Origin of the sequence: Pseudomonas sp. BF-R-30 (genome assembly GCF_019956175.1) — a bacterium.
Taxonomy (GTDB): Bacteria; Pseudomonadota; Gammaproteobacteria; order Pseudomonadales; family Pseudomonadaceae; genus Aquipseudomonas; species Aquipseudomonas jessenii.
In genome coordinates, this window is record NZ_JAHBDE010000022.1 from 149,412 (window position 1) to 171,238 (window position 21,827).

The window sequence follows — 21,827 nt, forward strand, 5'->3', positions numbered from 1 at the left end:
TGTAATCGTTGCTCGCTGTCATGGAAAAACCGCACTGCCATCATGGCGTGCGGTTTTTTCTTTAGGCCTGATGCAAAGTCGTCATTTGAAAAAAGGAGAGTGCTGTGTCGCGTAGACGCGTCGTAGTCACCGGTATGGGTATGTTGTCGCCACTGGGCACGGATGTGCCGAGCAGCTGGCAGGGCATTCTGGCTGGCCGCAGTGGCATTGGTCTGATCGAACACGCCGACCTTTCTGCCTATTCCACCCGTTTTGGCGGCTCGGTAAAGGACTTCAATGTCGAGGAATACCTGTCGGTCAAGGAAGCCCGCAAGCTCGACCTGTTCATTCAATACGGTCTGGCCGCAGGTTTTCAGGCGGTACGCAATGCCGGTCTGGAAGTCACTGACGCCAACCGTGAGCGTATCGGCGTGGCCATGGGCTCGGGTATTGGCGGTCTGACCAATATCGAAGAAACCGCCCGCACGCTGCACGAGACCGGCCCACGACGGATCTCTCCGTTCTTCGTGCCAGGCTCGATCATCAATATGATTTCCGGTTTCCTGTCCATCCACCTCGGTGCACAGGGACCCAACTACGCCATCGCCACGGCCTGTACCACCGGTACACACTGCATTGGCATGGCGGCCCGCAACATCATGTACGACGAAGCTGACGTGATGATTGCCGGCGGCGCCGAGATGGCGGCCTGCGGTCTGGGCATGGGCGGCTTCGGTGCTTCCCGCGCGCTGTCGACCCGCAACGACGAGCCGACCCGCGCCAGCCGTCCATGGGACAAGGGCCGCGATGGCTTCGTATTGTCCAATGGTGCCGGTGCGCTGGTACTGGAAGAACTCGAGCACGCCAAGGCGCGTGGCGCGACCATCTACGCCGAGCTTATCGGCTTCGGCACCAGTGGCGATGCCTACCACATGACCTCGCCGCCAGCCGATGGTGCGGGTGCTGCGCGCTGCATCACCAATGCGCTGCGCGATGCCAAAATCAATGGCGATCAAGTGCAGTACATCAACGCCCACGGCACCTCGACTCCTGCAGGCGACCTGGCCGAAGTCAATGCGATCAAGTCGGTATTCGGCGAGCACGCCTACAAGCTGGCCGTCAGTTCCACCAAGTCCATGACCGGTCACCTGCTGGGTGCGGCGGGCGCGGTCGAGGCGATCTTCAGCGTGCTGGCAATCAACAGCCAGGTAGCGCCGCCGACCATCAACCTCGATGAGCCGGACGAAGGCTGCGATCTCGATTTTGTGCCGCACACGGCGCGCAATATGGATATCGATGTGGTCGTTTCCAACTCCTTCGGTTTTGGCGGCACCAACGGTTCGCTGGTGTTCCGTCGGTTCGCAGGCTGATGGACAGCTGGGTCGACGGTCAGCCGGCTGACGCTTTGTCGCTGAAGGATCGCGGCCTGGCTTATGGCGATGGTCTGTTCGAGACCATCGCCGTGCGCAGCGGCCAGCCCGTGTTGCTGGACCGGCATCTGTCGCGCCTGGCGGACGGCTGTTCGCGCCTGGCGATAACAGCCGAGCAGGAGCTGATCCGCAGCGAACTGCTGGCCTACGCTGCGGCACTGGGTGACGGGGTGCTCAAGCTCATTCTCACCCGTGGCGACGGTCTGCGCGGTTATGCCCCCGATCCTTCGGCCCAGGCCCGACGCATTGTGCAAGGCAGTCCACCTGTGGCTTACCCTGCCGCGCATGGTGAGCGGGGTGTTCGTTTGTTTCCCTGCGCCACGCGATTGTCCAGGCAGCCACTACTGGCCGGCCTCAAGCACCTCAATCGTCTTGAGCAAGTCCTCGCCCGTGCCGAATGGCAGGACACCGAGCATGCCGAAGGCTTGATGCTCGATCAGGCCGGGCGCGTAATTGAAGGTGTGTTCAGCAACTTGTTCCTGGTGCGTGATGGCGTGCTCATCACAGCTGACCTCAAGCGCTGCGGCGTGGCAGGCGTGATGCGCGCAGAAATATTGTTTCAGGCCAAGTCGCTGGGAATCCCCACGCAAATCACCGATATCCCCCTCGAACAGCTGCAATGGGCTGACGAAGTCTTTGTCTGCAACAGCGTGTATGGTGTCTGGCCGGTGCGCGCCTATGCTGCTCTTCACTGGCCGGTTGGGCCGCTCACCCGTAAACTCCAAACCATTGCCCGTGTGCTACTGGATGCTTGATACGTGAGACGTAAACTCTTGCTGCTGCTGGAAACCGGTGTGGTTCTGGCGGGGCTGCTGATGGGTGCTTCAGCCTGGAAGATTCATTCGGCGCTGGTACAGCCGCTGAACATTACCCAGGAACAATTGCTGGATGTGCCCAAGGGCACCACGCCGACCCGCACCCTCTACCGACTCGAAGCCAACGGCGTCATCAAGGACGCATTCTGGCTGCGGGTGTATTGGCGCTTCAACCTCGCCAGACAACCCCTGCACAGCGGTGAATACCGCATGCAGCCCGGCATGACCGTCGAAGGCCTGATCGACCTGTGGAAACGCGGGGAAATGGTTCAGTACAGCCTGACCCTGGTCGAAGGCTGGAGTTTCCGTCAGGTCCGCGCAGCGCTGGCCAGGGAAGAGAAGCTCGAACATAGCCTCGACGGTTTGAGCGATAGCCAGGTCATGGACAAGCTCGGCCACACCGGGATTTTTCCGGAAGGGCGCTTCTTCCCTGACACCTATCGTTACGTGCGGGGCATGTCCGATGTCGAGGTGCTGAAAACCGCTTACGACCGCCTCGATGAAGTGCTCGCCAAGGAGTGGGAAAAGCGCTCTGCAGATACACCGTACACCGAACCCTACCAGGCGCTGATCATGGCTTCGCTGGTGGAAAAGGAAACCGGCGTACCGCAGGAGCGCGGGCAGATTGCCGGCGTGTTTGTACGACGCATGGCGATGGGCATGCTGCTGCAGACCGACCCGACGGTGATCTACGGCCTCGGCGACCGCTACAGCGGCAAGCTGACCCGGGCTCACCTCAGGGAATCGACGCCGTATAACACTTACATGAATGCGGGATTGCCGCCGACGCCGATTTCGATGGTCGGTCGCGAAGCCATCCATGCGGCACTCAATCCGGTGGACGGCAACAGCCTTTACTTCGTGGCGCGTGGCGATGGCACCCATGTGTTCTCCGACGACCTGGATGCCCACAACAATGCCGTGAAGGAGTTCCAGATCAAGCGCCGCGCCGATTACCGCTCCAGCCCGGCTCCCGCTACTACGCCCGAGATGCCGCCAATCCAGGCTGAGCAAAACGGTATGCAGGAGGCCAGGTCTTCGCAGGAGCAGGCGCCGATCCCGGCCGCTTCACCGAACACGGCTCCCGAGGTACTGCCGCAAGTGCCGGCGCAAGATCCTGCGCCAGCCCCTGAAACGCCCGAACCCGATGCAAGCGCACCGAAAAGCCCGCAATGACTCTGATTAAGGACTGCCTGTGACTGGCTTGTTTATTACTCTGGAAGGCCCGGAAGGCGCCGGCAAGAGCACCAATCGCGAATACCTGGCCGAGCGCCTGCGCGCCGCGGGCATCGAGGTGGTGCTGACCCGCGAGCCGGGTGGCACGCCGTTGGCCGAGCGCATTCGTGAAGTGCTGCTGGCCCCGGTCGATGAAGTCATGAACCCGGATACCGAGTTGCTGTTGGTGTTCGCGGCGCGTGCCCAGCATCTGGCCGAGGTGATTCGCCCGGCGCTGGCCCGCGGTGCCGTGGTCTTGTGTGATCGTTTTACCGATTCGACATACGCCTATCAAGGCGGCGGTCGCGGCTTGTCGCTGGAGCGCATCGCGACCCTGGAAACCTTCGTCCAGGGCGATCTGCGCCCGGACCTCACGCTGATTTTCGATCTGCCTGTCGAGGTCGGCCTGGCCCGCGCCAGCGCTCGTGGTCGTCTGGATCGCTTCGAGCTCGAAGGCCGGACCTTTTTCGACGCGGTACGCAGTGCCTTCCTCAAGCGGGCCAAGGCGGATCCGGCGCGTTATGTGCTGGTCGATGCTGCCCAGCCATTGGCACAGGTTCAGCAATCGCTGGATGCCTTGCTGCCGCGCCTGCTGGAGTTGAGCCGTGGCTGAGGCCTATCCGTGGCAGGAAAACCTCTGGCAGCAACTGGCCGGTCGCACCCAGCATGCGCACGCCTACCTGCTGCATGGCCCCGCCGGAATCGGCAAGCGGGCACTGGCCGAGCGCTTGATGGCCAGCTTGCTGTGCCAGCGCCCGAACGCGCTGCAAGCCTGCGGCGAATGCAAATCCTGCCTGCTGCTCAGGGCTGGCAGCCATCCGGATAACTACATCCTGGAGCCGGAAGAAGCCGACAAGGCGATCAAGGTCGACCAGGTTCGCGACCTGGTCGGTTTCGCGGTGCAGACCGCACAGTTGGGCGGGCGCAAAGTGGTGCTGATCGAGCCGGCCGAGTCGATGAACATCAACGCCGCCAACGCCTTGCTCAAAAGCCTTGAAGAACCGTCCGGCGATACCGTTCTGTTGCTGGTCAGCCATCAGCCGAGCCGCTTGTTGCCAACCATCAAGAGTCGCTGCGTGCAGCAGGCCTGTCCGCTGCCGGGCGAGGCCATGAGCTTGGAGTGGTTGGCCCAGGCGTTGCCGGAGTGCTCCGAAGATGAGCGCGTCGAACTGCTGACGCTGGCCGCCGGTTCGCCGCTGGCGGCGGTCAATCTCCAGGCCCAGGGCGTGCGTGAACAGCGCGCGCAAGTGGTGGAAGGGGTGAAAAAACTCCTCAAGCAACAGCAGTCGCCGACGCAACTGGCCGAAGAATGGAAAAACATTCCGATGTTGCGCCTGTTCGATTGGTTCTGCGATTGGTCGAGCCTGATCCTGCGCTATCAATTGACTCAGGATGAAGCCGGCCTCGGCCTGACCGACATGCGCAAGGTCGTGCAATACCTGGCGCAGAAAAGCGCCCAGGGCAAAGTCCTCGATATTCAGGACTGGATCCTCGCCCAGCGGCAGAAAGTTCTGAGCAAGGCCAACCTCAACCCGGTCTTGTTGCTGGAAGCATTGCTGGTGCAATGGGCGTCGTTGCCTGCCCAACGATGACTGTCTGCGCCTAGACTCTGAGTATCAGAACATCCGACCGTCCCACCCATACAAGTTGCAGCCCTTTATGCTCGTAGATTCCCATTGTCACCTTGATCGCCTTGACCTGACCGCCCACGCGGGCTCCCTGGACGCTGCCCTGGAGGCTGCCCGGCAACGTGGGGTAGGGCACTTTCTGTGTATTGGTGTCAGCGCGGACAACGCGGCCGACGTCAAGGCCCTGGCCGAACGTTATGACGATGTCGACTGCTCGGTGGGCGTGCACCCTCTGGATGTGCAGCCGGGGGCCGCGCCGGCGCTGGACTGGCTGTTGCAGGAACTCAATCACCCGCGGGTGGTGGCGATTGGCGAAACCGGCCTCGATTACCACTACGAGCCGGAAGCAGCAGAGTTGCAGCAGGAATCGTTCCGCCTGCACCTGCAAGCGGCGCAGCAGACCGGCAAACCGGTGATCATCCATACCCGTGGCGCCCGCACCGATACCCTGGACTTGCTGCGGGACGCGGCGCTGCCCCAGGCAGGCGTGTTGCATTGCTTCACTGAAGACTGGGAGATGGCGAAGGCCGCGCTGGACATGGGCTATTACATTTCCCTGTCCGGGATTGTCACTTTTCGCAATGCCGACGCATTGCGTGATGTGGCCAGCAAGGTGCCGGCCGACCGATTGCTGGTGGAAACCGACTCGCCGTACCTGGCACCGATCCCCTATCGCGGCAAACCAAACCTGCCGCAGTACGTGCGTGAGGTTGCGGAATTTCTGTCAATGTTGCGCGGTGAGCCCTACGAGCGGTTTGCCGAGCAAACCACTGAGAACTTCAAGCGGTTGTTTCCGTTGGCGCATGTGAAATCAGTTTAGGGTTCGAAGCCGCTTTCGCGAGCAGGCCCGCTCCCACAAGGTTAAATCGCAGGCAAAAAAAAACCCGGGTTCTGGGGGGTGAATCCGGGTTAAGACCATTAGGAGTAAAACAATGGCACGCGGTCCGTTGGTACCAATATCGGCGTGACACTTGGGGGAGATGCCCCGCCGACAGTTCAAGTATTGATCAGGATTGCGCCTCGTCCAGTTTACCGGTCCGGGTTTTTAAACAAATTTGGAATACGTGCGCTTCGGAAGAGTTCTCATCACCCTGTAAACGTACGCGGAATGACCAGAAAGCGCAGATATGGTCGGATGATCCGTGCATTTTTGCGTAAGTTAGGCATAATACGCGGCTTCGAATTTTGACCCCGACAGACCTTTTCTTATGCATAAAGAACCTCGTAAGGTCCGTGAATTCCGTCGCCGCGAGCAGGAAATTCTCGATACCGCGCTCAAGCTGTTCCTCGAACAAGGTGAAGACAGTGTCACCGTCGAGATGATTGCTGATGCCGTCGGTATCGGCAAAGGCACGATCTACAAGCACTTCAAATCCAAGGCGGAAATCTATCTGCGCCTGATGCTCGACTACGAGCGCGATTTGAACGCTCTGCTGCATTCGGCCGATGTCGACAAGGACAAGGAAGCCCTGTCCCGGGCCTACTTCGAATTCCGCATGCGCGATCCACAACGCTATCGCCTGTTCGACCGCCTCGAAGAGAAAGTGGTCAAGGGCAACCAGGTGCCGGAGATGATCGAGGAGCTGCACAAGATCCGTGCCTCGAACTTCGAACGCCTGACCTTGCTGATCAAGGGCCGGATCAGCGAAGGCAAGCTGGAAGACGTGCCACCTTACTTCCACTACTGCGCGTCCTGGGCGCTGGTGCACGGTGCCGTCGCGCTGTATCACTCGCCGTTCTGGAGCAATGTGCTGGAAGATCAGGAAGGTTTCTTCCAGTTCCTGATGGACATCGGCGTGCGCATGGGCAACAAGCGCAAGCGTGACACCGACACTTCCGGCAGCTGAGCCATTCAGTTGCCTTATTGCGCCATGATTTCGCTACATGGCGCAGTAGCGCAGGAATATACTCAGGTAGAGGACTTGCTAAAACTTGATTTCTGAGTCAAGTTTTAGCGGCCCGATATTCTTCCGCCGGAGTGACCATGATCGTTGATCGTCAAGGCAGGCGTTTTCGCAACTTGCGAATCAGTCTGACCTCAGCCTGCAATTACGCCTGTACCTACTGCGTGCCCAACGGCAAGCGGCTGGTGGCTGCGCAGGATGAATTGTCGGCCGAAGCCATGGCGCGCGGCGTGGCTTATCTGATTGAAGCGGCGGGCATCGAGCGTCTGCGCATTACCGGCGGCGAGCCGCTGGTCAGCCCAAAACTCGAAGCGTTCATGACGGCGGTCGGGCAGATGGGCCTGGAAGACATCAGCCTGACCACCAATGGACAGTTGCTGGCGAAGAAACTGCCGCTGCTGGTGAACGCCGGCATTCGGCGTCTCAACGTCTCCCTCGATACTCTCGACGCCGGTGCGTTCCGCAGTATTGCCCGGGGCGGCGACCTGGCCACCGTGCTCGACGGCATGAGCGAGGCCAGTGCGGCCGGCATGAAGATCAAGGTCAACATGGTGCCGCTGCGCGGACAGAACCTCGATCAAGTGATGCCGCTGCTCGACTACTGCCTGGAGCGCGGTTATGAACTGCGCTTCATCGAACTGATGCGCATGGGCCACCTGGCCAACGACTCCAATGCCTTTCTGCAGCAGTTCGTCAGTCTCCAGCAATTGCTGAGCCTGATCGGCGAACGCTACGAATACCTGCAAGCCGATGCCCCGGTCGATGCGACGGCCGTTCGATATGAAATTCCCGGCCAGGGTTATTTCGGCGTGATCGCCAACGAGAGCGTGCCTTTCTGCCGTACCTGTTCGCGACTTCGTTTGTCTTCAACCGGGTGGCTGCATGGCTGCCTGTCGTCGAGCAATCGCCATTACATCGGTGACCTGCTGGACAAGCCACGCCATCAGGCCCTGCCGGCCTTGCAGCGGCTGCTGGTGAAAGCCTTGGGTGACAAGCAGGAAGTGGCGTTCTCTGGCGGCGCGACCGTGATGAAAATCATCGGCGGCTGAGCAGTCCTTGTGGCGAGGGGGCTTGTCGGAACGCCGCATCGCCCCGTTGGATCGCGAAGCGGTCCCAAACCCATCCTCCGCATTATTATCTGGATAACCGCATGCGTCGGTATTACGACTGCTGCGCAGCCGAACGGGGGCAAGCCCCCTCGCCACATGTGTTCATTCTCAAGTTTGAGGTGTGGAGGAGGTTAAGGACTGGCGCGGAAGCTGCATCCTACGGCCATTCGCCGGTTTTCCGACACCGGCCTCTGGAGGATAGGATGCGTAGCCTGGTTTTGCTGCTGGCCGTTTTGGCACTTGGTGGCTGCATGAACGTCAGCGATATGGCCGAAGGGACTCGTTACCATATGAGCGATGCGGGGCTGCTCGATCACAGTGACAGCCGTCGCGTAAACAACCTGCGCATTCAGCCGGACTCGTTCGTCTACATCGCCCAGGGCGCTTTCATGCCGCCGGGCAGCGCCGTTTATCCGCGGCCCAACGTGATTGCCGAAGTCGCGTTCGACGGCTTCGTCGAATATTTCCCGATGGTCCGCCGTGCCCGTACGCCGGAAGGCCTCGACCAGGCCATGGGCGAAGCCCGTGCGGCCGGTGCGCACTATCTGCTCTACACCCGGTTTGCCAAGTCTGACGACCGTATCGGCAACTCGGACGAGTGGCTGGACCAGGAAGCCCTGGATCGTCTCGGCATCGACAGCGGTATGATTCAGATCATGTTGATCGAGACCAGCACCCAGTATTTGATTGATACTGCAACCATCAAGAGTCGTGGCGGTTTACTGACGTTCCACGATAAAAAACCCGAAGACCTGATGGGCCCGCCGCTGGAGCAATACGCGCGCAGCCTGCTGGGGCTCAGCGACCAGTAATTTCAAGGAGAACGCCATGAGTGGCCCGCAAAAAGCCAACGACTTGCTGGGGCAAATCCCCAAGACCAAAGGCTTGCCGCCGGTGCACCTGTGGAATCCCGATTTCTGCGGCGACATCGACATGCGCATCGCCCGGGACGGCACCTGGTATTACCTGGGCACGCCGATCGGGCGCAAGCCGATGGTCAAACTGTTCTCCACCATCATTCGCCGCGACGGCGATGATTATTTCCTGATCACTCCGGTGGAAAAGGTCGGGATCAAGGTCGACGATGCGCCGTTCGTGGCGATCGCGGTGGACGTGGAAGGCGAGGGCGAGGCGCAGGTGTTGCGCTTTACCACCAACGTCGATGAAACCGCCGAGGCCGGTGCCGAGCACCTCCTGCGTGTGGTCATCGACCCGGAAACGCAGGAGCCTGCCCCTTACGTGCATGTGCGCAGCAATCTCGAAGCGTTGATCCATCGCAACGTGTTCTATCAATTGGTGGAGCTGGCGGTGAGTCGCGAGATCGACGGCCAGCGCTGGCTCGGTGTATGGAGTGGCGGCGAGTTCTTCCCCATCGGTCTCGAACCCTGACCCATAACAACTCTGTGGGAGCGAGCCTGCTCGCGAAAGCGCTGGGTCAGTCGACATCTGCATCGGACATGACCCGTCTTCGCGAGCAGGCTCGCTCCCACAGTGCTTTGCGAGCGTTTAAAAAATCAAATTGACATCCAATCATATGATGATTAGCGTGGGCCTCCATCGCGAACGGCATTGAGGTGTCCATGTCCAGCAGCTTTCATGCATCGACGGTTGACTGGCTGGGTTGCTGGCTCGCCACGGGGCAGGTCAAGCCAGGTGAGTCACTCAAGGTCGAAGCCGACCTCGGCGAACAACTCGGCGTGAGCCGCACGGTCATCCGTGAAGCCATCAAGACCCTGGTTGCCAAAGGCATGCTCGAGGTCGGGCCGAAAGTCGGCACGCGGGTATTGCCAGTGCGGCGCTGGAACCTCTTCGATCCACAAGTCGTTGGCTGGTTGTCGCGCAGCGGCTTACCGGAAAACTTCGTCGACGATCTGCTCGACCTGCGCCGCACCATCGAACCGATGGCCGTGCGCTGGGCCTGCGAGCGCGCAACCGGCGAACAGGTGAACGAGATCCTGTTGGCCTGCAACGCGCTGGAACGGGCAGTGGACAGCGGCATCGATTACAACCGCGCCGATCAGTTCTTCCACGAGTGCATCCTCGCCGCCAGCCACAATCAATTCATTGAACAAATGGTTCCCGCCCTCGGCGCGTTGCTGGCGGTGGCCTTTGAAGTGTCCGCCGCCGACCCGGATGAACTGCGTCGCACCCTGTCGATTCACCGGGACCTGGCCGAGGCTATCGCGGCCCGGGATACCGCCCGGGGTGTCTGGGCCTGCATGACCCTGATCGATAACGCGGACCTTGCGATCAAGCGTTACTACCCGCAAGTCATGGCCGATAAAAAAGCCAGCTGACAGCTCGAACCACTGTAGGCGCGAGCTTGCTCGCGATGGTGTATCAGCTACCACCAGGTCGACTGGCACACCTTCGCGAGCAAGCTGGCTCCTACACAATAAAAACAAGAACAACGCAGGAGGCTTCATGACGTGGAGCGCGGTTACCGGGCATCGGGCACAACTGGGCGAAGGCCCGTTCTGGGATGCGCCGACCCAAGCCCTGTACTGGGTGGATATCGCCGGTAAGCAGGCGCTACGGCTGATCGGCGCCAACGTGCAGATCTGGCAGATGCCGGAGCACGTGTCGGCGTTCATTCCCTGCGAAAGCGGCGATGCCCTGGTGGCATTGAGCAGCGGCGTGTATCGGCTCGATCTCGATTCACCGGGCCTGGCGCCGCGCCTGACACTGTTTTGCGTTGCCGATCCGCAACCGGGCAACCGCCCCAATGAAGCCCGTTGCGACGCCCAGGGCCGGCTCTGGCTCGGCACCATGCAAAACAACATCGGCGCAAACGGCGAAGACCTGCCCATCGTCCACCGTTCCGGTGGATTGTTCCGCATCGATCGCGCCGGGCGAGTTGCGCCGTTGCTGCGCAATCTGGGCATTCCTAACACGCTGCTGTGGAGCGATGACGCCACCAGCGTGTATTTCGGCGACAGCCTCGACGGCACCTTGTATCGACATTTCATCCGTACCGACGGAGCCCTTGATGCGCCGCAGGTCTGGTTTGGTCCGCACGGGCGTGGCGGCCCGGATGGTTCAGCGATGGATGCCGAAGGTTTTATCTGGAATGCCCGTTGGGACGGCAAGTGCCTGCTCAGGTTGAGCCCGGACGGCAAAGTCGATCGGATCATCGAACTGCCGGTCAGTCGTCCCACCAGTTGCGTGTTCGGCGGTACAGACCTCAAAACCCTGTACATCACCAGCGCGGCCAGTCCGCTGGGCCATCCGTTGGATGGGGCTGTGTTGTCGATCGCAGTGGATGTGCCTGGAAAACATTGCACGCGCTTTGCTGGGTAAATCCCAAAATATGGGATGTAAATATATATATTGAGATTTGTCGTGGGCCAGGTTTATAGTCGGCCTCACCAGTTACATGCACTCACACTTAAAAAAACAAAACAGGTGAAGTGATGCAGCGAAGTTCCCCCGTGCCCCCTTGCGGAGCCTGTGCCTCAGAACGTTTCCGAGCTGAAACGTTTTCGCACTCACCTGTTTCCTCCCCAGCGCCCTTTGACCGGACATCGACAGATGCCCGGTTTTCGTCGTGTTTTCGAACAGGAGTCTTGATCCATGGCTGAACCACTGTCATTGCCACCGGTGCCCGAACCGCCCAGGGGCGAACGCCTGAAAAACAAGGTCGTATTGCTGACCGGTGCCGCCCAGGGTATTGGCGAAGCGATTGTGGCGACCTTCGCGTCCCAGCAGGCCAGGCTGATCATCAGCGACATTCAGGGCGAGAAAGTCGAGAAGGTCGCGGCGCATTGGCGAGACCAGGGCGCCGATGTGGTGGCGATCAAGGCCGACGTGTCGCGTCAGCAGGACCTGCACGCCATGGCCCGGCTGGCGATCGACCTGCACGGCCGGATCGATGTGCTGGTCAACTGCGCCGGGGTCAACGTATTCCGCGATCCGCTGGAAATGACCGAGGAAGACTGGCGTCGCTGCTTTGCCATTGACCTCGATGGTGCCTGGTACGGTTGCAAGGCGGTGCTACCGCAGATGATCGAGCAGGGCGTCGGCAGCATCATCAATATCGCGTCCACCCATTCCACCCACATTATCCCAGGCTGCTTCCCGTACCCGGTGGCCAAGCATGGCCTGCTCGGCCTGACCCGCGCGCTGGGCATCGAATATGCGCCCAAGGGGGTGCGCGTCAACGCGATCGCGCCGGGCTACATCGAAACCCAGTTGAACGTCGATTACTGGAACGGTTTTGCCGATCCCCACGCCGAACGCCAGCGCGCGTTTGACCTGCACCCGCCGCGCCGCATCGGGCAGCCGATCGAAGTGGCAATGACCGCCGTGTTCCTGGCCAGTGATGAAGCGCCGTTCATCAATGCTTCGTGCATCACCATCGATGGTGGTCGCTCGGTGATGTACCACGACTGAGTGATCGGGCTTTCAGGCGTGTTACTACGCCTGAAATCCAATCATCATACGATATGACTATTGGCAGTATGTTTTTACCGCCCGTTGGTTAACAAAGAACGCTTTCAACGAGTGCTCAAGAAAAATAACAAGGAGTCAGCTTATGAATCGTCGTCATGCTATCCGTTCCCTGTGCTGTGCCGCGTTGGCGGTCTCGGCGTTCAGCCTGAGCAACACGCTGCTGGCAGCCGAGGAAGTGAAGATCGGTTTCCTGGTCAAGCAGGCCGAAGAACCCTGGTTCCAGACCGAGTGGGCCTTTGCCGAAAAGGCCGGGAAAGAGAAGGGCTTCACCCTGATCAAGATCGCCGTGCCCGACGGTGAGAAAACCCTTTCTGCCATCGACAGCCTCGCGGCCAACGGCGCCAAGGGGTTCGTGATCTGCCCGCCGGACGTGTCCCTCGGCCCGGCGATCATGGCCAAGGCCAAACTCAACGGGTTGAAAGTGATCGCCGTCGATGACCGTTTCGTCGATGCCAGCGGCAAGTTCATGGAAGACGTGCCGTACCTTGGCATGGCCGCTTTCGAAGTCGGCCAGAAACAAGGTAATGCCATGGCGACCGAAGCGAAGAAACGCGGCTGGGACTGGAAAGACACCTATGCGGTGATCAACACCTACAACGAACTCGACACCGGCAAGAAGCGCACCGACGGTTCGGTGAAAGCGCTGCAGGATGCCGGCATGCCGAAAGACCACATCCTGTTCGCGGCCCTCAAGACCCTCGACGTGCCGGGCAGCATGGACGCCACCAACTCGGCCCTGGTGAAACTGCCGGGGGCGGCGAAGAACCTGATCATCGGCGGCATGAACGACAACACCGTGCTCGGCGGGGTGCGCGCCACCGAGAGCGCCGGTTTCGCCGCAGCCAACGTGATCGGCATCGGCATCAACGGTACCGACGCCATCGGTGAGCTGAAGAAACCCGACAGCGGCTTCTACGGCTCGATGCTGCCGAGCCCGCACATCGAGGGCTACAACACCGCCAGCATGATGTACGAGTGGGTCACCACCGGCAAAGAACCGGCGAAGTACACCGCCATGGATGACGTGACGCTGATCACCCGCGACAACTTCAAGCAGGAACTGGAAAAGATCGGCCTGTGGAACTGACGGCCGTTTGACTTCAGCGGCGGCCTCGGCGGCGGGGTCGCCTGATCGGTGTGAAGAGGTGGTTATGCACGCGCAAACAATCCAACACGAACACAGCCTTACCGGCAGCTTGCGCTTCAACGGGATCGGCAAGACCTTTCCCGGAGTGAAGGCGCTGGACAACATCAGCTTCGTCGCCCATCCGGGGCAGGTTCACGCCTTGATGGGCGAGAACGGCGCCGGCAAGTCGACGCTGCTGAAAATTCTCGGCGGGGCCTATACGCCTTGCAGCGGTGCCTTAAAGATCGGCGAGCGGACGATGGACTTCAAGTCCACCGCCGACAGCATCGGCAGTGGCGTCGCGGTGATCCACCAGGAGCTGCATCTGGTACCGGAAATGACCGTGGCCGAGAACCTGTTTCTCGGGCATCTGCCAGCCAGTTTCGGCCTGATCAATCGCAGCACCCTGCGCCAGCAGGCACTGGCCTGCCTCAAAGGCCTGGCCGATGAAATCGACCCGCAGGAGAAAGTCGGGCGCCTGTCCCTCGGCCAGCGGCAACTGGTGGAAATCGCCAAGGCTTTGTCCCGTGGCGCCCACGTGATTGCCTTCGACGAACCCACCAGCAGCCTTTCGGCAAGGGAGATCGACCGCTTGATGGCGATCATCGGTCGGCTGCGGGACGAAGGCAAAGTGGTGCTCTATGTCTCCCATCGCATGGAAGAAGTGTTCCGCATCTGCAACGCGGTGACGGTGTTCAAGGACGGGCGCTACGTGCGCACGTTCGATGACATGAGCCAACTGACCCACGATCAACTGGTCACCTGCATGGTCGGGCGCGACATCCAGGACATCTACGATTACCGCCCGCGCCAGCGCGGCGCGGTGGCACTCAAGGTCGACGGACTGCTCGGGCCGGGGTTGCGCGAGCCAGTGAGTTTCGAGGTGCACAAAGGCGAAATCCTCGGGCTGTTCGGGCTGGTCGGGGCCGGTCGCACCGAGCTGTTGCGCCTGCTCAGTGGTCTGGCACGCCACAGCGCCGGACAGCTGAAACTTCGAGGCCATGAACTGAAGCTGCGTTCACCCCGGGACGCGATTGCCGCCGGGATCCTGTTGTGCCCCGAGGACCGCAAGAAGGAGGGCATCCTTCCGCTGGCCAGCGTCGCCGAGAACATCAACATCAGCGCCCGAGGCGCCCACTCCACCTTTGGTTGCCTGTTGCGTGGCCTGTGGGAGAAGGACAACGCCGAGCAGCAGATCAAGGCGTTGAAAGTGAAGACGCCCAACGCGGCGCAGAAAATCATGTACCTGTCCGGTGGCAATCAGCAGAAGGCCATTCTCGGCCGCTGGCTGTCGATGCCGATGAAAGTGCTGCTGCTCGACGAACCCACACGCGGCATCGACATCGGTGCCAAGGCCGAGATCTACCAGATCATCCATAACCTGGCAGCCAAGGGGATCGCGGTGATTGTGGTGTCCAGCGACTTGATGGAAGTCATGGGTATTTCCGACCGCATCCTGGTGCTGTGCGAAGGCGCCCTGCGTGGCGAGCTGAGCCGCGAACAGGCCAACGAATCCAACCTGCTGCAACTGGCTTTGCCGCGCCAACGCGCCGACGGCGTGGCGAACTGAGAGGTGACTATGATGACAACCCAAAACAACACCCTGCCGACCACGCGCAAACCGCTGGACTTGCGGCGCTTCCTTGATGACTGGGTGATGCTGCTGGCGGCGGTCGGCATCTTTGTCGCCTGCACCTTGCTGATCGACAACTTCCTTTCACCGCTGAACATGCGTGGCCTGGGCCTGGCGATTTCCACCACCGGCATTGCTGCCTGCACCATGTTGTATTGCCTGGCGTCCGGGCATTTCGACTTGTCGGTGGGCTCGGTGATTGCCTGTGCCGGGGTGGTCGCGGCGGTGGTGATGCGCGACACCGACAGCGTGTTTCTCGGTGTCTGTGCGGCGCTAGTGATGGGCCTGATCGTCGGGTTGATCAACGGGATAGTGATCGCCAAGCTGCGGGTCAATGCGCTGATCACCACGCTGGCGACCATGCAGATCGTGCGCGGTCTGGCCTACATCTTCGCCAACGGCAAAGCGGTGGGGGTGTCCCAGGAATCGTTCTTTGTGTTCGGTAACGGCCAGATGTTTGGCGTGCCGGTACCGATCCTGATCACCATCGTCTGCTTCCTGTTCTTCGGCTGGCTGCTGAACTACACCACCTACGGGCGCAACACCATGGCCATCGGCGGCAACCAGGAAGCGGCGCTGCTGGCCGGTGTGAATGTCGACCGGACCAAGATCATCATCTTCGCCGTGCACGGTGTGATCGGCGCGTTGGCCGGGGTGATCCTGGCCTCGCGCATGACCTCCGGCCAGCCAATGATCGGCCAGGGTTTCGAATTGACGGTGATCTCGGCCTGCGTACTGGGCGGGGTGTCGTTGAGTGGCGGGATCGGCATGATCCGGCATGTGATCGCCGGGGTGTTGATTCTGGCGATCATCGAAAATGCGATGAACCTGAAGAACATCGATACGTTTTATCAGTATGTGATCCGGGGTTCGATTTTGCTTCTGGCCGTCGTGATTGACCGCCTGAAACAGCGCTGACACCCCATTACACCTGTGTGCGAGCTTGCTCGCGATGACGGACTGGCTTCATTACTCTCTCAAATGGCTTTCCTCGTCCTCGGTGGTGCTTGAACCGAGGCCGCCACTGCCGGGTGTTTTTTTGTCCGGCAGGTTCGTCCCGCCCTGACGTCCCGCGTCGTTGCCTTGAATCCGCGGGTCGGTGCCGGTGGCGGGCGGCAGGTTATGGTCGATCGTCGTGCCATCGGTGTTCATGCCGGGGGCACTCTGGATGGCGGGAGCCCTGGGTTTTTCCACCGGATTGGTCGGGCCGGTGCTCGAGCCGATGGTTCCGGCGAAGGAGGCGGCGGATAAAAGGGCAGTGAGAACGAGGGCGGTCAACCTGGACAGGGTCATGGTGGTGTCTCCAGCGAGTAGAGTCCTTACCTGATTAGTCCGCCCTCGACCCGGATGGGTGCATTGTCAGCGACGAACGGCTCAGGCCTCCTCCAGTGCCCTGACCGCTGTGGCTCTACGCCAGATCAAGCGACCCACGGTGATCAGCCAGTTGAGCGAGGCAACCGCCAACACCGTGAGCAACAGCGTGGGCATGCCTTGCTCGACGATGATTTTCCCTGCCAGCAATGGAAATCCGAACACGCCGAAGAAGTACGACAGGCTGAACAGCAGCAAGGATTGTGCGGTGGTGCCGTTCGGCGCTTCATTGGCGGCCAGGCCGTTGATCACCGAGTAGGTCAGGCCGTAACCGATCCCGAGCATCACCGCCGCGAGCACGTAGCTGACGCTGTTGTCGACGACAAAACCGAACATCACGATCGATGCCAGCATCAGCCCCGAAAGCAGGAACGATGCACGCAATGGATCGCGCTTGACCACGAAACCGGCAACCAGCATGCGGCCGCTGATCGCCGCACTCATGAAGCCGAGGAAGAACAGCGAATAGTCGAGCGAGCGCGCTGCGGCATAACTGGTTTGAAAGCTCGACAGACCACCGAACACGCAGCCGCCGAGACCAACCATGATGATCGGAAGAACGGCCCTGGACGACAGCACCTGACCCGCTGCACGCCAGGAAATTCGCGACACGCTGCCAGATTGCGCGGGCGCCGGTTTCAGTTGTCGAGCCAGGCGCCAGAACAGCAATACGCCGATCAGGCTGGCCAGCGCCGCCAGGTAAAACGCCGCGGTCACCGGATAGCCAAGCGCACTCGCCGCGCGGCCGAGCAACGGGCCGCTGCCGATCCCGGTCATCATGCTGCCGGACAACAGGGCGAAGTATCTGGCGCGCTGCGCGGGTGTCACCAGGCTTGCCACGATGATCGGCCCCAGGGTGTAGAACACGCCCCAGCCCAAGCCCAGCAGCAGGCCGAAAAACAACAACAGGTGACCGAAGCCCGGGGTCAGGGCGAAGCCCAAGCTGGCCGCTACCAGCAATACACCGAACAGCGCCACCGAGCGGGCGGCACCGAGCAGGTCGGACAAATGACCGGAAACAATCACCGCTGCAAAGGTGCTGAGCATTGCCGCCGAAATCACACTTCCGGCGTCGTGTTCGTTACCGCCGCGAGAACCAATCAGCAACGACAGCAGAAACGTCGAGCCGTAGGACAATGACAACAGGTAACTGGCGAGGCAAAAAAGGCCGAACAGCTTGCTTGAAACTGGGGGTGTTGCGGTAGACATGACGCGGTTCCTTGACCGGATAAATGAGCAGCGCGTCTATCTAACCACGCAGACCCCGAATATTAGGTCCGAGGTTATCGATTCCAGGGTTAGTGCCGGCCGGAGTAAAGATCCATTTTTTGGCAAGGGGCTTTTGTGGCGAGGGGGCTTGCCCCCGCTAGCCTGCGAAGCAGGCCCTTCCTTAAAGACTGCATTCCACCAGAAAGACTCAATTGTTCTTATTGGGGTTGCTACGCAACCCAACGGGGGCGAGCCCCCTCGCCACAATGATTTCCCATGTGACGAGTGCCACGCGCCGACTTAGTATGGCGTTTTCCACTTTTGACAAGGCACGTCCATGACGATCGAAATCCGCCCGGCGACCCCCAGTGATGCACCGCAAATCCTCGCGTTCATCACTGAACTGGCCGACTACGAACGTGCCCGCCATGAAGTTATCGCCAACGTTGCCGATATCGAGCGCAGCCTGTTCAGCGAAGGCGCCACAGCCCATGGCCTGATCTGCCTGCGCGAGGGTGCACCCATCGGTTTCGCGGTGTTCTTCTTCAGCTATTCCACCTGGCTTGGCAGCAACTGCCTGTACCTCGAAGACCTCTACATCACCCCGGAACAACGCGGTGGTGGCGCGGGCAAGACCCTGTTGCGGCATCTGGCGAAAATCGCCTGCGCCAACGACTGCGGCCGTTTCGAGTGGAGCGTGCTGGAGTGGAATACGCCGGCCATCGATTTCTACAAATCCCTGGGCGCGCAGCCGCAGGAGGAGTGGGTGCGCTATCGGATGGATGGGGCGGTGTTGCGGGATTTTGCAGCGGGTAACTGATCGCTTCCAAAAGATCGCAGCCTTCGGGCTGCGATTTTTTTGTCTTGTCCCATAATATGGGATTGATATTTATATATTGAGATTTGTCCCGTCACAGGTTTATAGTCCCGCTCACTCACTGCCAAAAACCAAAACAGGTGAAGCGATGCAGGCGCAATTGATCGCGCTCGACTGGGGGACAACCTCATTACGTGCTTACAAACTGGCCGAAGGCGGGCAAGTGCTCGAACAGCGTTCGCTGTCGTCGGGGATCATGCAGCTGCCGAAAGCGCCGCGAATCATTGGCGGCCGGGAATGCGCCGATGGTTTCGAACTGGCCTTCGATGAGGCTTGCGGCGACTGGCTCGACGCCCAGCCGGATTTGCCGGTGATTGCCTGCGGCATGGTCGGCAGCGCCCAGGGTTGGAGTGAAGCGGCCTACCGGGACACGCCGGCGAACGTCGCCACGCTCGGTACTTCCTTGCAAACCGTGCGCAGCCGGCGCGGCGTCGATGTGCACATCGTGCCCGGCGTCATCGAGCGTTCGCCTTTGCCGAACGTGATGCGCGGCGAAGAAACCCAGGTACTCGGCGTGCTGCAAAACCTGACGAGCGAGACGGGCGCTGATCTGCTGATCGGCCTGCCGGGCAGCCATTCGAAATGGGTGGAAGTGGCCGACGGCTGCATCGTGCACTTCGACACTTTCATGACCGGCGAAGTCTTCGCTGTGCTCAGTCAACACAGCATTCTCGGACGCACCCAACAATGTGGCGCGTCTTTCGATGGCGATGCGTTTGATCGCGGCGTGAAGGTCGCGTTGTCGGCGCACGGTGAAATCGGTCCGCTGTCGACGATGTTCAGCGCCCGCAGTCTCGGGCTGACCGGCGAGTTGAGCGCAATCGCCCAGGCGGACTATCTGTCCGGCCTGCTGATCGGCCACGAGTTGACGGCCTTGGCCAATGTCCAGCGGCGCCGACGCAACAGTGTGCATCTGCCTTCGATCATCCTCATCGGCAACACCCAACTCTGTGCCCGCTACAGCCGTGCGCTCGACGCCTGCGGTTTTGCCCGGGTGACTCTGGCCGAACAAGCCACCGAACGCGGGTTGTGGCAACTGGCGCTGGCTGCCGGCCTGGTCACGTGCACCGCATCCCGTTAAACCTGACTGGAGTCCTGACATGCTCAAACAAGCCCTGGCGCAAAATGGCCTGATCGCGATCCTGCGTGGCCTGCGCCCGCAGGAAGCGGCGGCCATCGGCGAAGTCCTGTACGCCGCCGGATTTCGCGTCATCGAAGTGCCGCTCAATTCCCCTGAACCGTACGAAAGTATCCGCATCCTGCGCAGTACCTTGCCCGCCGATTGCCTGATCGGTGCCGGTACGGTGTTGACGCCGGAGCAGGTCGAGCAAGTGAAAGCAGCGGGCGGCCAGGTGATCGTCATGCCCCATAGCGATCCGAAGGTCTTGCGCGCGGCGAAAGCGGCAGGGCTGTACCTGTCGCCGGGTGTCGCCACGCCGACCGAAGCCTTCACGGCACTGGCTGAAGGCGCGGATGTGCTGAAGCTGTTTCCGGCCGAGCAGATGGGGCCGGCAGTCGTCAAAGCCTGGCTCGCCGTATTGCCTGCCGGAACCCTTCTGGCGCCGGTCGGCGGGATCACGCCGGACAACATGCAGTCGTTCATCGACGCCGGCGTCAAAGGTTTCGGCCTCGGTTCCGGCCTGTTCAAACCGGGCATGACGCCTACGCAGGTGGCGGCCAATGCCGAGGCCTACGTCGCTGCCTGGAAAGCCCTTCGCTAAGACTTCATTGAGCGCCGAGCGCGCTGCATCTAATAAGAGAGCCAAAAGATGAAAATCACCAAACTGACCACCTTCATCGTTCCGCCGCGCTGGTGCTTCCTCAAGGTCGAAACCGACGAGGGCGTCACCGGTTGGGGTGAGCCCGTGGTCGAAGGCCGCGCCCACACCGTTGCCGCTGCCGTTGAAGAATTGTCCGACTACCTGATCGGTAAAGACCCGCGCAACATCGAAGACATCTGGACCGTGCTCTATCGCGGCGGCTTCTACCGTGGCGGCGCGATCCACATGAGCGCTCTGGCCGGTATCGATCAGGCCTTGTGGGACATCAAGGGCAAGGCGCTGGGCGTGTCGGTCAGCGATCTGCTGGGTGGCCAGGTGCGGGACAAGATTCGTGTGTACTCGTGGATCGGCGGTGACCGTCCAGCGGACACCGCGCGTGCGGCGAAAGAAGCGGTCGAGCGTGGTTTTACCGCGGTGAAAATGAACGGCACCGAAGAGCTGCAATTCCTCGATACCTTCGACAAGGTCGACCAGGCCCTGGCCAACGTCGCTGCCGTGCGCGATGCCGTCGGCCCGAACGTCGGCATAGGCGTGGACTTCCATGGCAGGGTGCACAAGCCCATGGCCAAGGTGCTGATGAAGGAGCTTGATCCGTACAAGCTGATGTTCATCGAAGAGCCGGTGCTGAGCGAAAACTACGAAGCGCTCAAAGAGTTGGCGCCGCTGACCAGTACGCCGATTGCCCTGGGCGAACGGCTGTTCTCGCGCTGGGATTTCAAGCGCGTGCTCAGCGAAGGTTATGTCGACATCATCCAGCCGGATGCCTCCCACGCCGGTGGCATCACCGAGACCCGCAAGATCGCCAACATGGCCGAAGCCTACGACGTGGCGCTGGCGCTGCATTGCCCGCTGGGCCCGATTGCCCTGGCGGCCTGCCTGCAACTGGACGCGGCTTGCTATAACGCGTTCATCCAGGAACAGAGCCTGGGCATCCATTACAACGAGAGCAACGACCTGCTCGACTACGTCAAAGACCCAAGGGTGTTCGACTACGACAAAGGCTTCGTGAAGATCCCGAACGGCCCGGGCCTGGGCATCGAGATCAACGAGGAATACGTGATCGAACGCGCCGCCATCGGCCACCGCTGGCGCAACCCGATCTGGCGCCATGCCGATGGCAGTTTTGCCGAGTGGTGAGTGATCTCTGATCCACCACCTATCCCCTGTAGGAGCGAGCCTGCTCGCGATGGTGTGTCAGTCGACATCAGGTTGAATGACACACCATCGCGAGCAAGCTCGCTCCTACAAGGGGTCTGCGCGAAGTTTCAAATTGACCTCAATAACCATAAGAAGAGGCA

General features: G+C 60.8%; 22 protein-coding genes. 20 read left to right on the top strand and 2 right to left on the bottom strand.

Features of this window, described 5'->3' with window-relative positions:
* Positions 1-104 precede the first annotated feature (104 nt).
* The 16 genes from fabF to araH all read left to right on the top strand — a co-directional run bounded on the left by fabF (position 105) and on the right by araH (position 16,209).
* Positions 105-1,349 carry a beta-ketoacyl-ACP synthase II gene (gene fabF, locus KGB20_RS13390; protein ID WP_095056620.1) on the top strand — a complete coding sequence of 415 codons (1,245 nt, stop codon included), beginning with the start codon at positions 105-107 and terminating at the stop codon, positions 1,347-1,349.
* A complete protein-coding gene (pabC, locus tag KGB20_RS13395) occupies positions 1,349-2,164 on the top strand; it encodes an aminodeoxychorismate lyase (RefSeq protein WP_223532478.1) in 816 nt (271 codons plus the stop codon). The genes fabF and pabC overlap by 1 nt, the downstream gene beginning before the upstream one ends.
* A 3-nt stretch (positions 2,165-2,167) precedes the next feature.
* Positions 2,168-3,400 (top strand): endolytic transglycosylase MltG, encoded by a 1,233-nt coding sequence (mltG, locus tag KGB20_RS13400; protein WP_223532480.1) that lies wholly within the window; start codon positions 2,168-2,170, stop codon positions 3,398-3,400.
* A 19-nt stretch (positions 3,401-3,419) separates the two neighbouring features.
* Positions 3,420-4,052: a dTMP kinase gene (gene tmk, locus KGB20_RS13405; RefSeq protein ID WP_057713719.1), complete on the top strand. Its 633-nt coding sequence runs from the start codon at positions 3,420-3,422 to the stop codon at positions 4,050-4,052.
* On the top strand, positions 4,045-5,031 hold the full coding sequence (locus KGB20_RS13410; RefSeq protein WP_223532482.1) for a DNA polymerase III subunit delta': 987 nt from the start codon (positions 4,045-4,047) through the stop codon (positions 5,029-5,031). Before tmk ends, KGB20_RS13410 begins: the two co-directional genes overlap by 8 nt.
* A gap of 67 nt (positions 5,032-5,098) precedes the next feature.
* Positions 5,099-5,887: a TatD family hydrolase gene (locus KGB20_RS13415; RefSeq protein WP_223532484.1), complete on the top strand. Its 789-nt coding sequence runs from the start codon at positions 5,099-5,101 to the stop codon at positions 5,885-5,887.
* Between the two features lie 388 nt (positions 5,888-6,275).
* Positions 6,276-6,914, top strand: coding sequence for a TetR/AcrR family transcriptional regulator (locus tag KGB20_RS13420; RefSeq protein ID WP_007977040.1), 639 nt, complete (start codon positions 6,276-6,278; stop codon positions 6,912-6,914).
* A gap of 137 nt (positions 6,915-7,051) precedes the next feature.
* The gene (locus KGB20_RS13425; RefSeq protein WP_154909304.1) at positions 7,052-8,020 is read left to right on the top strand and encodes a GTP 3',8-cyclase MoaA; all 969 of its coding nucleotides are present in this window, start codon (positions 7,052-7,054) and stop codon (positions 8,018-8,020) included.
* A 263-nt stretch (positions 8,021-8,283) separates the two neighbouring features.
* Positions 8,284-8,892 (top strand): DUF4823 domain-containing protein, encoded by a 609-nt coding sequence (locus KGB20_RS13430; protein ID WP_057713723.1) that lies wholly within the window; start codon positions 8,284-8,286, stop codon positions 8,890-8,892.
* Between the two features lie 16 nt (positions 8,893-8,908).
* The gene (locus KGB20_RS13435; protein WP_223532485.1) at positions 8,909-9,469 is read left to right on the top strand and encodes a DUF1285 domain-containing protein; all 561 of its coding nucleotides are present in this window, start codon (positions 8,909-8,911) and stop codon (positions 9,467-9,469) included.
* 191 nt (positions 9,470-9,660) lie between these two features.
* Positions 9,661-10,377, top strand: a complete 717-nt coding sequence (locus KGB20_RS13440; RefSeq protein ID WP_223532486.1) for a FadR/GntR family transcriptional regulator — start codon at positions 9,661-9,663, stop codon at positions 10,375-10,377.
* 127 nt (positions 10,378-10,504) lie between these two features.
* Entirely contained in the window at positions 10,505-11,380 is an 876-nt protein-coding gene (locus KGB20_RS13445) for an SMP-30/gluconolactonase/LRE family protein (RefSeq protein WP_223532488.1), read from the top strand.
* Positions 11,381-11,653: 273 nt separating this feature from the next.
* Positions 11,654-12,472 carry an SDR family oxidoreductase gene (locus KGB20_RS13450; protein WP_150812215.1) on the top strand — a complete coding sequence of 273 codons (819 nt, stop codon included), beginning with the start codon at positions 11,654-11,656 and terminating at the stop codon, positions 12,470-12,472.
* 142 nt (positions 12,473-12,614) lie between these two features.
* On the top strand, positions 12,615-13,619 hold the full coding sequence (locus KGB20_RS13455; RefSeq protein WP_057713728.1) for a substrate-binding domain-containing protein: 1,005 nt from the start codon (positions 12,615-12,617) through the stop codon (positions 13,617-13,619).
* A 64-nt stretch (positions 13,620-13,683) separates the two neighbouring features.
* Positions 13,684-15,228, top strand: a complete 1,545-nt coding sequence (araG, locus tag KGB20_RS13460) for an L-arabinose ABC transporter ATP-binding protein AraG (RefSeq protein ID WP_223532490.1) — start codon at positions 13,684-13,686, stop codon at positions 15,226-15,228.
* 12 nt (positions 15,229-15,240) lie between these two features.
* Complete coding sequence (gene araH / locus KGB20_RS13465) at positions 15,241-16,209, top strand: L-arabinose ABC transporter permease AraH (protein WP_090457976.1); 969 nt, start codon at positions 15,241-15,243, stop codon at positions 16,207-16,209.
* Between the two features lie 51 nt (positions 16,210-16,260).
* Here araH and KGB20_RS13470 read toward each other — a convergent pair whose 3' ends face one another.
* Positions 16,261-16,584, bottom strand: a complete 324-nt coding sequence (locus KGB20_RS13470) for a hypothetical protein (RefSeq protein WP_150812216.1) — start codon at positions 16,582-16,584, stop codon at positions 16,261-16,263.
* Positions 16,585-16,665: 81 nt separating this feature from the next.
* A complete protein-coding gene (locus tag KGB20_RS13475) occupies positions 16,666-17,871 on the bottom strand; it encodes an MFS transporter (RefSeq protein ID WP_223532492.1) in 1,206 nt (401 codons plus the stop codon).
* Between the two features lie 337 nt (positions 17,872-18,208).
* On the opposite strand from KGB20_RS13475, the gene KGB20_RS13480 reads away from it, so the two are divergent.
* From KGB20_RS13480 to dgoD, 4 genes are all read left to right on the top strand, one after another.
* Entirely contained in the window at positions 18,209-18,691 is a 483-nt protein-coding gene (locus KGB20_RS13480) for a GNAT family N-acetyltransferase (protein WP_150812219.1), read from the top strand.
* Positions 18,692-18,836: 145 nt separating this feature from the next.
* Positions 18,837-19,829 carry a 2-dehydro-3-deoxygalactonokinase gene (locus tag KGB20_RS13485; protein WP_223532494.1) on the top strand — a complete coding sequence of 331 codons (993 nt, stop codon included), beginning with the start codon at positions 18,837-18,839 and terminating at the stop codon, positions 19,827-19,829.
* 19 nt (positions 19,830-19,848) lie between these two features.
* Complete coding sequence (locus KGB20_RS13490; RefSeq protein WP_057713734.1) at positions 19,849-20,469, top strand: 2-dehydro-3-deoxy-6-phosphogalactonate aldolase; 621 nt, start codon at positions 19,849-19,851, stop codon at positions 20,467-20,469.
* 48 nt (positions 20,470-20,517) lie between these two features.
* On the top strand, positions 20,518-21,666 hold the full coding sequence (gene dgoD / locus KGB20_RS13495; RefSeq protein WP_008047041.1) for a galactonate dehydratase: 1,149 nt from the start codon (positions 20,518-20,520) through the stop codon (positions 21,664-21,666).
* Positions 21,667-21,827 lie beyond the last annotated feature (161 nt).

Excerpts from the sequence above, each read along its gene's own strand:
- pabC (WP_223532478.1), top strand. The coding sequence starts at position 1,349 with ATGGACAGCTGGGTCGACGGTCAGCCGGCTGACGCTTTGTCGCTGAAG.
- KGB20_RS13415 (WP_223532484.1), top strand. The coding sequence starts at position 5,099 with ATGCTCGTAGATTCCCATTGTCACCTTGATCGCCTTGACCTGACCGCC.
- KGB20_RS13420 (WP_007977040.1), top strand. The coding sequence starts at position 6,276 with ATGCATAAAGAACCTCGTAAGGTCCGTGAATTCCGTCGCCGCGAGCAG.
- KGB20_RS13425 (WP_154909304.1), top strand. The coding sequence starts at position 7,052 with ATGATCGTTGATCGTCAAGGCAGGCGTTTTCGCAACTTGCGAATCAGT.
- KGB20_RS13430 (WP_057713723.1), top strand. The coding sequence starts at position 8,284 with ATGCGTAGCCTGGTTTTGCTGCTGGCCGTTTTGGCACTTGGTGGCTGC.
- KGB20_RS13435 (WP_223532485.1), top strand. The coding sequence starts at position 8,909 with ATGAGTGGCCCGCAAAAAGCCAACGACTTGCTGGGGCAAATCCCCAAG.
- KGB20_RS13440 (WP_223532486.1), top strand. The coding sequence starts at position 9,661 with ATGTCCAGCAGCTTTCATGCATCGACGGTTGACTGGCTGGGTTGCTGG.
- KGB20_RS13445 (WP_223532488.1), top strand. The coding sequence starts at position 10,505 with ATGACGTGGAGCGCGGTTACCGGGCATCGGGCACAACTGGGCGAAGGC.
- KGB20_RS13450 (WP_150812215.1), top strand. The coding sequence starts at position 11,654 with ATGGCTGAACCACTGTCATTGCCACCGGTGCCCGAACCGCCCAGGGGC.
- KGB20_RS13455 (WP_057713728.1), top strand. The coding sequence starts at position 12,615 with ATGAATCGTCGTCATGCTATCCGTTCCCTGTGCTGTGCCGCGTTGGCG.
- araG (WP_223532490.1), top strand. The coding sequence starts at position 13,684 with ATGCACGCGCAAACAATCCAACACGAACACAGCCTTACCGGCAGCTTG.
- araH (WP_090457976.1), top strand. The coding sequence starts at position 15,241 with ATGACAACCCAAAACAACACCCTGCCGACCACGCGCAAACCGCTGGAC.
- KGB20_RS13470 (WP_150812216.1), bottom strand. The coding sequence starts at position 16,584 with ATGACCCTGTCCAGGTTGACCGCCCTCGTTCTCACTGCCCTTTTATCC.
- KGB20_RS13475 (WP_223532492.1), bottom strand. The coding sequence starts at position 17,871 with ATGTCTACCGCAACACCCCCAGTTTCAAGCAAGCTGTTCGGCCTTTTT.
- KGB20_RS13480 (WP_150812219.1), top strand. The coding sequence starts at position 18,209 with ATGACGATCGAAATCCGCCCGGCGACCCCCAGTGATGCACCGCAAATC.
- KGB20_RS13485 (WP_223532494.1), top strand. The coding sequence starts at position 18,837 with ATGCAGGCGCAATTGATCGCGCTCGACTGGGGGACAACCTCATTACGT.
- KGB20_RS13490 (WP_057713734.1), top strand. The coding sequence starts at position 19,849 with ATGCTCAAACAAGCCCTGGCGCAAAATGGCCTGATCGCGATCCTGCGT.
- dgoD (WP_008047041.1), top strand. The coding sequence starts at position 20,518 with ATGAAAATCACCAAACTGACCACCTTCATCGTTCCGCCGCGCTGGTGC.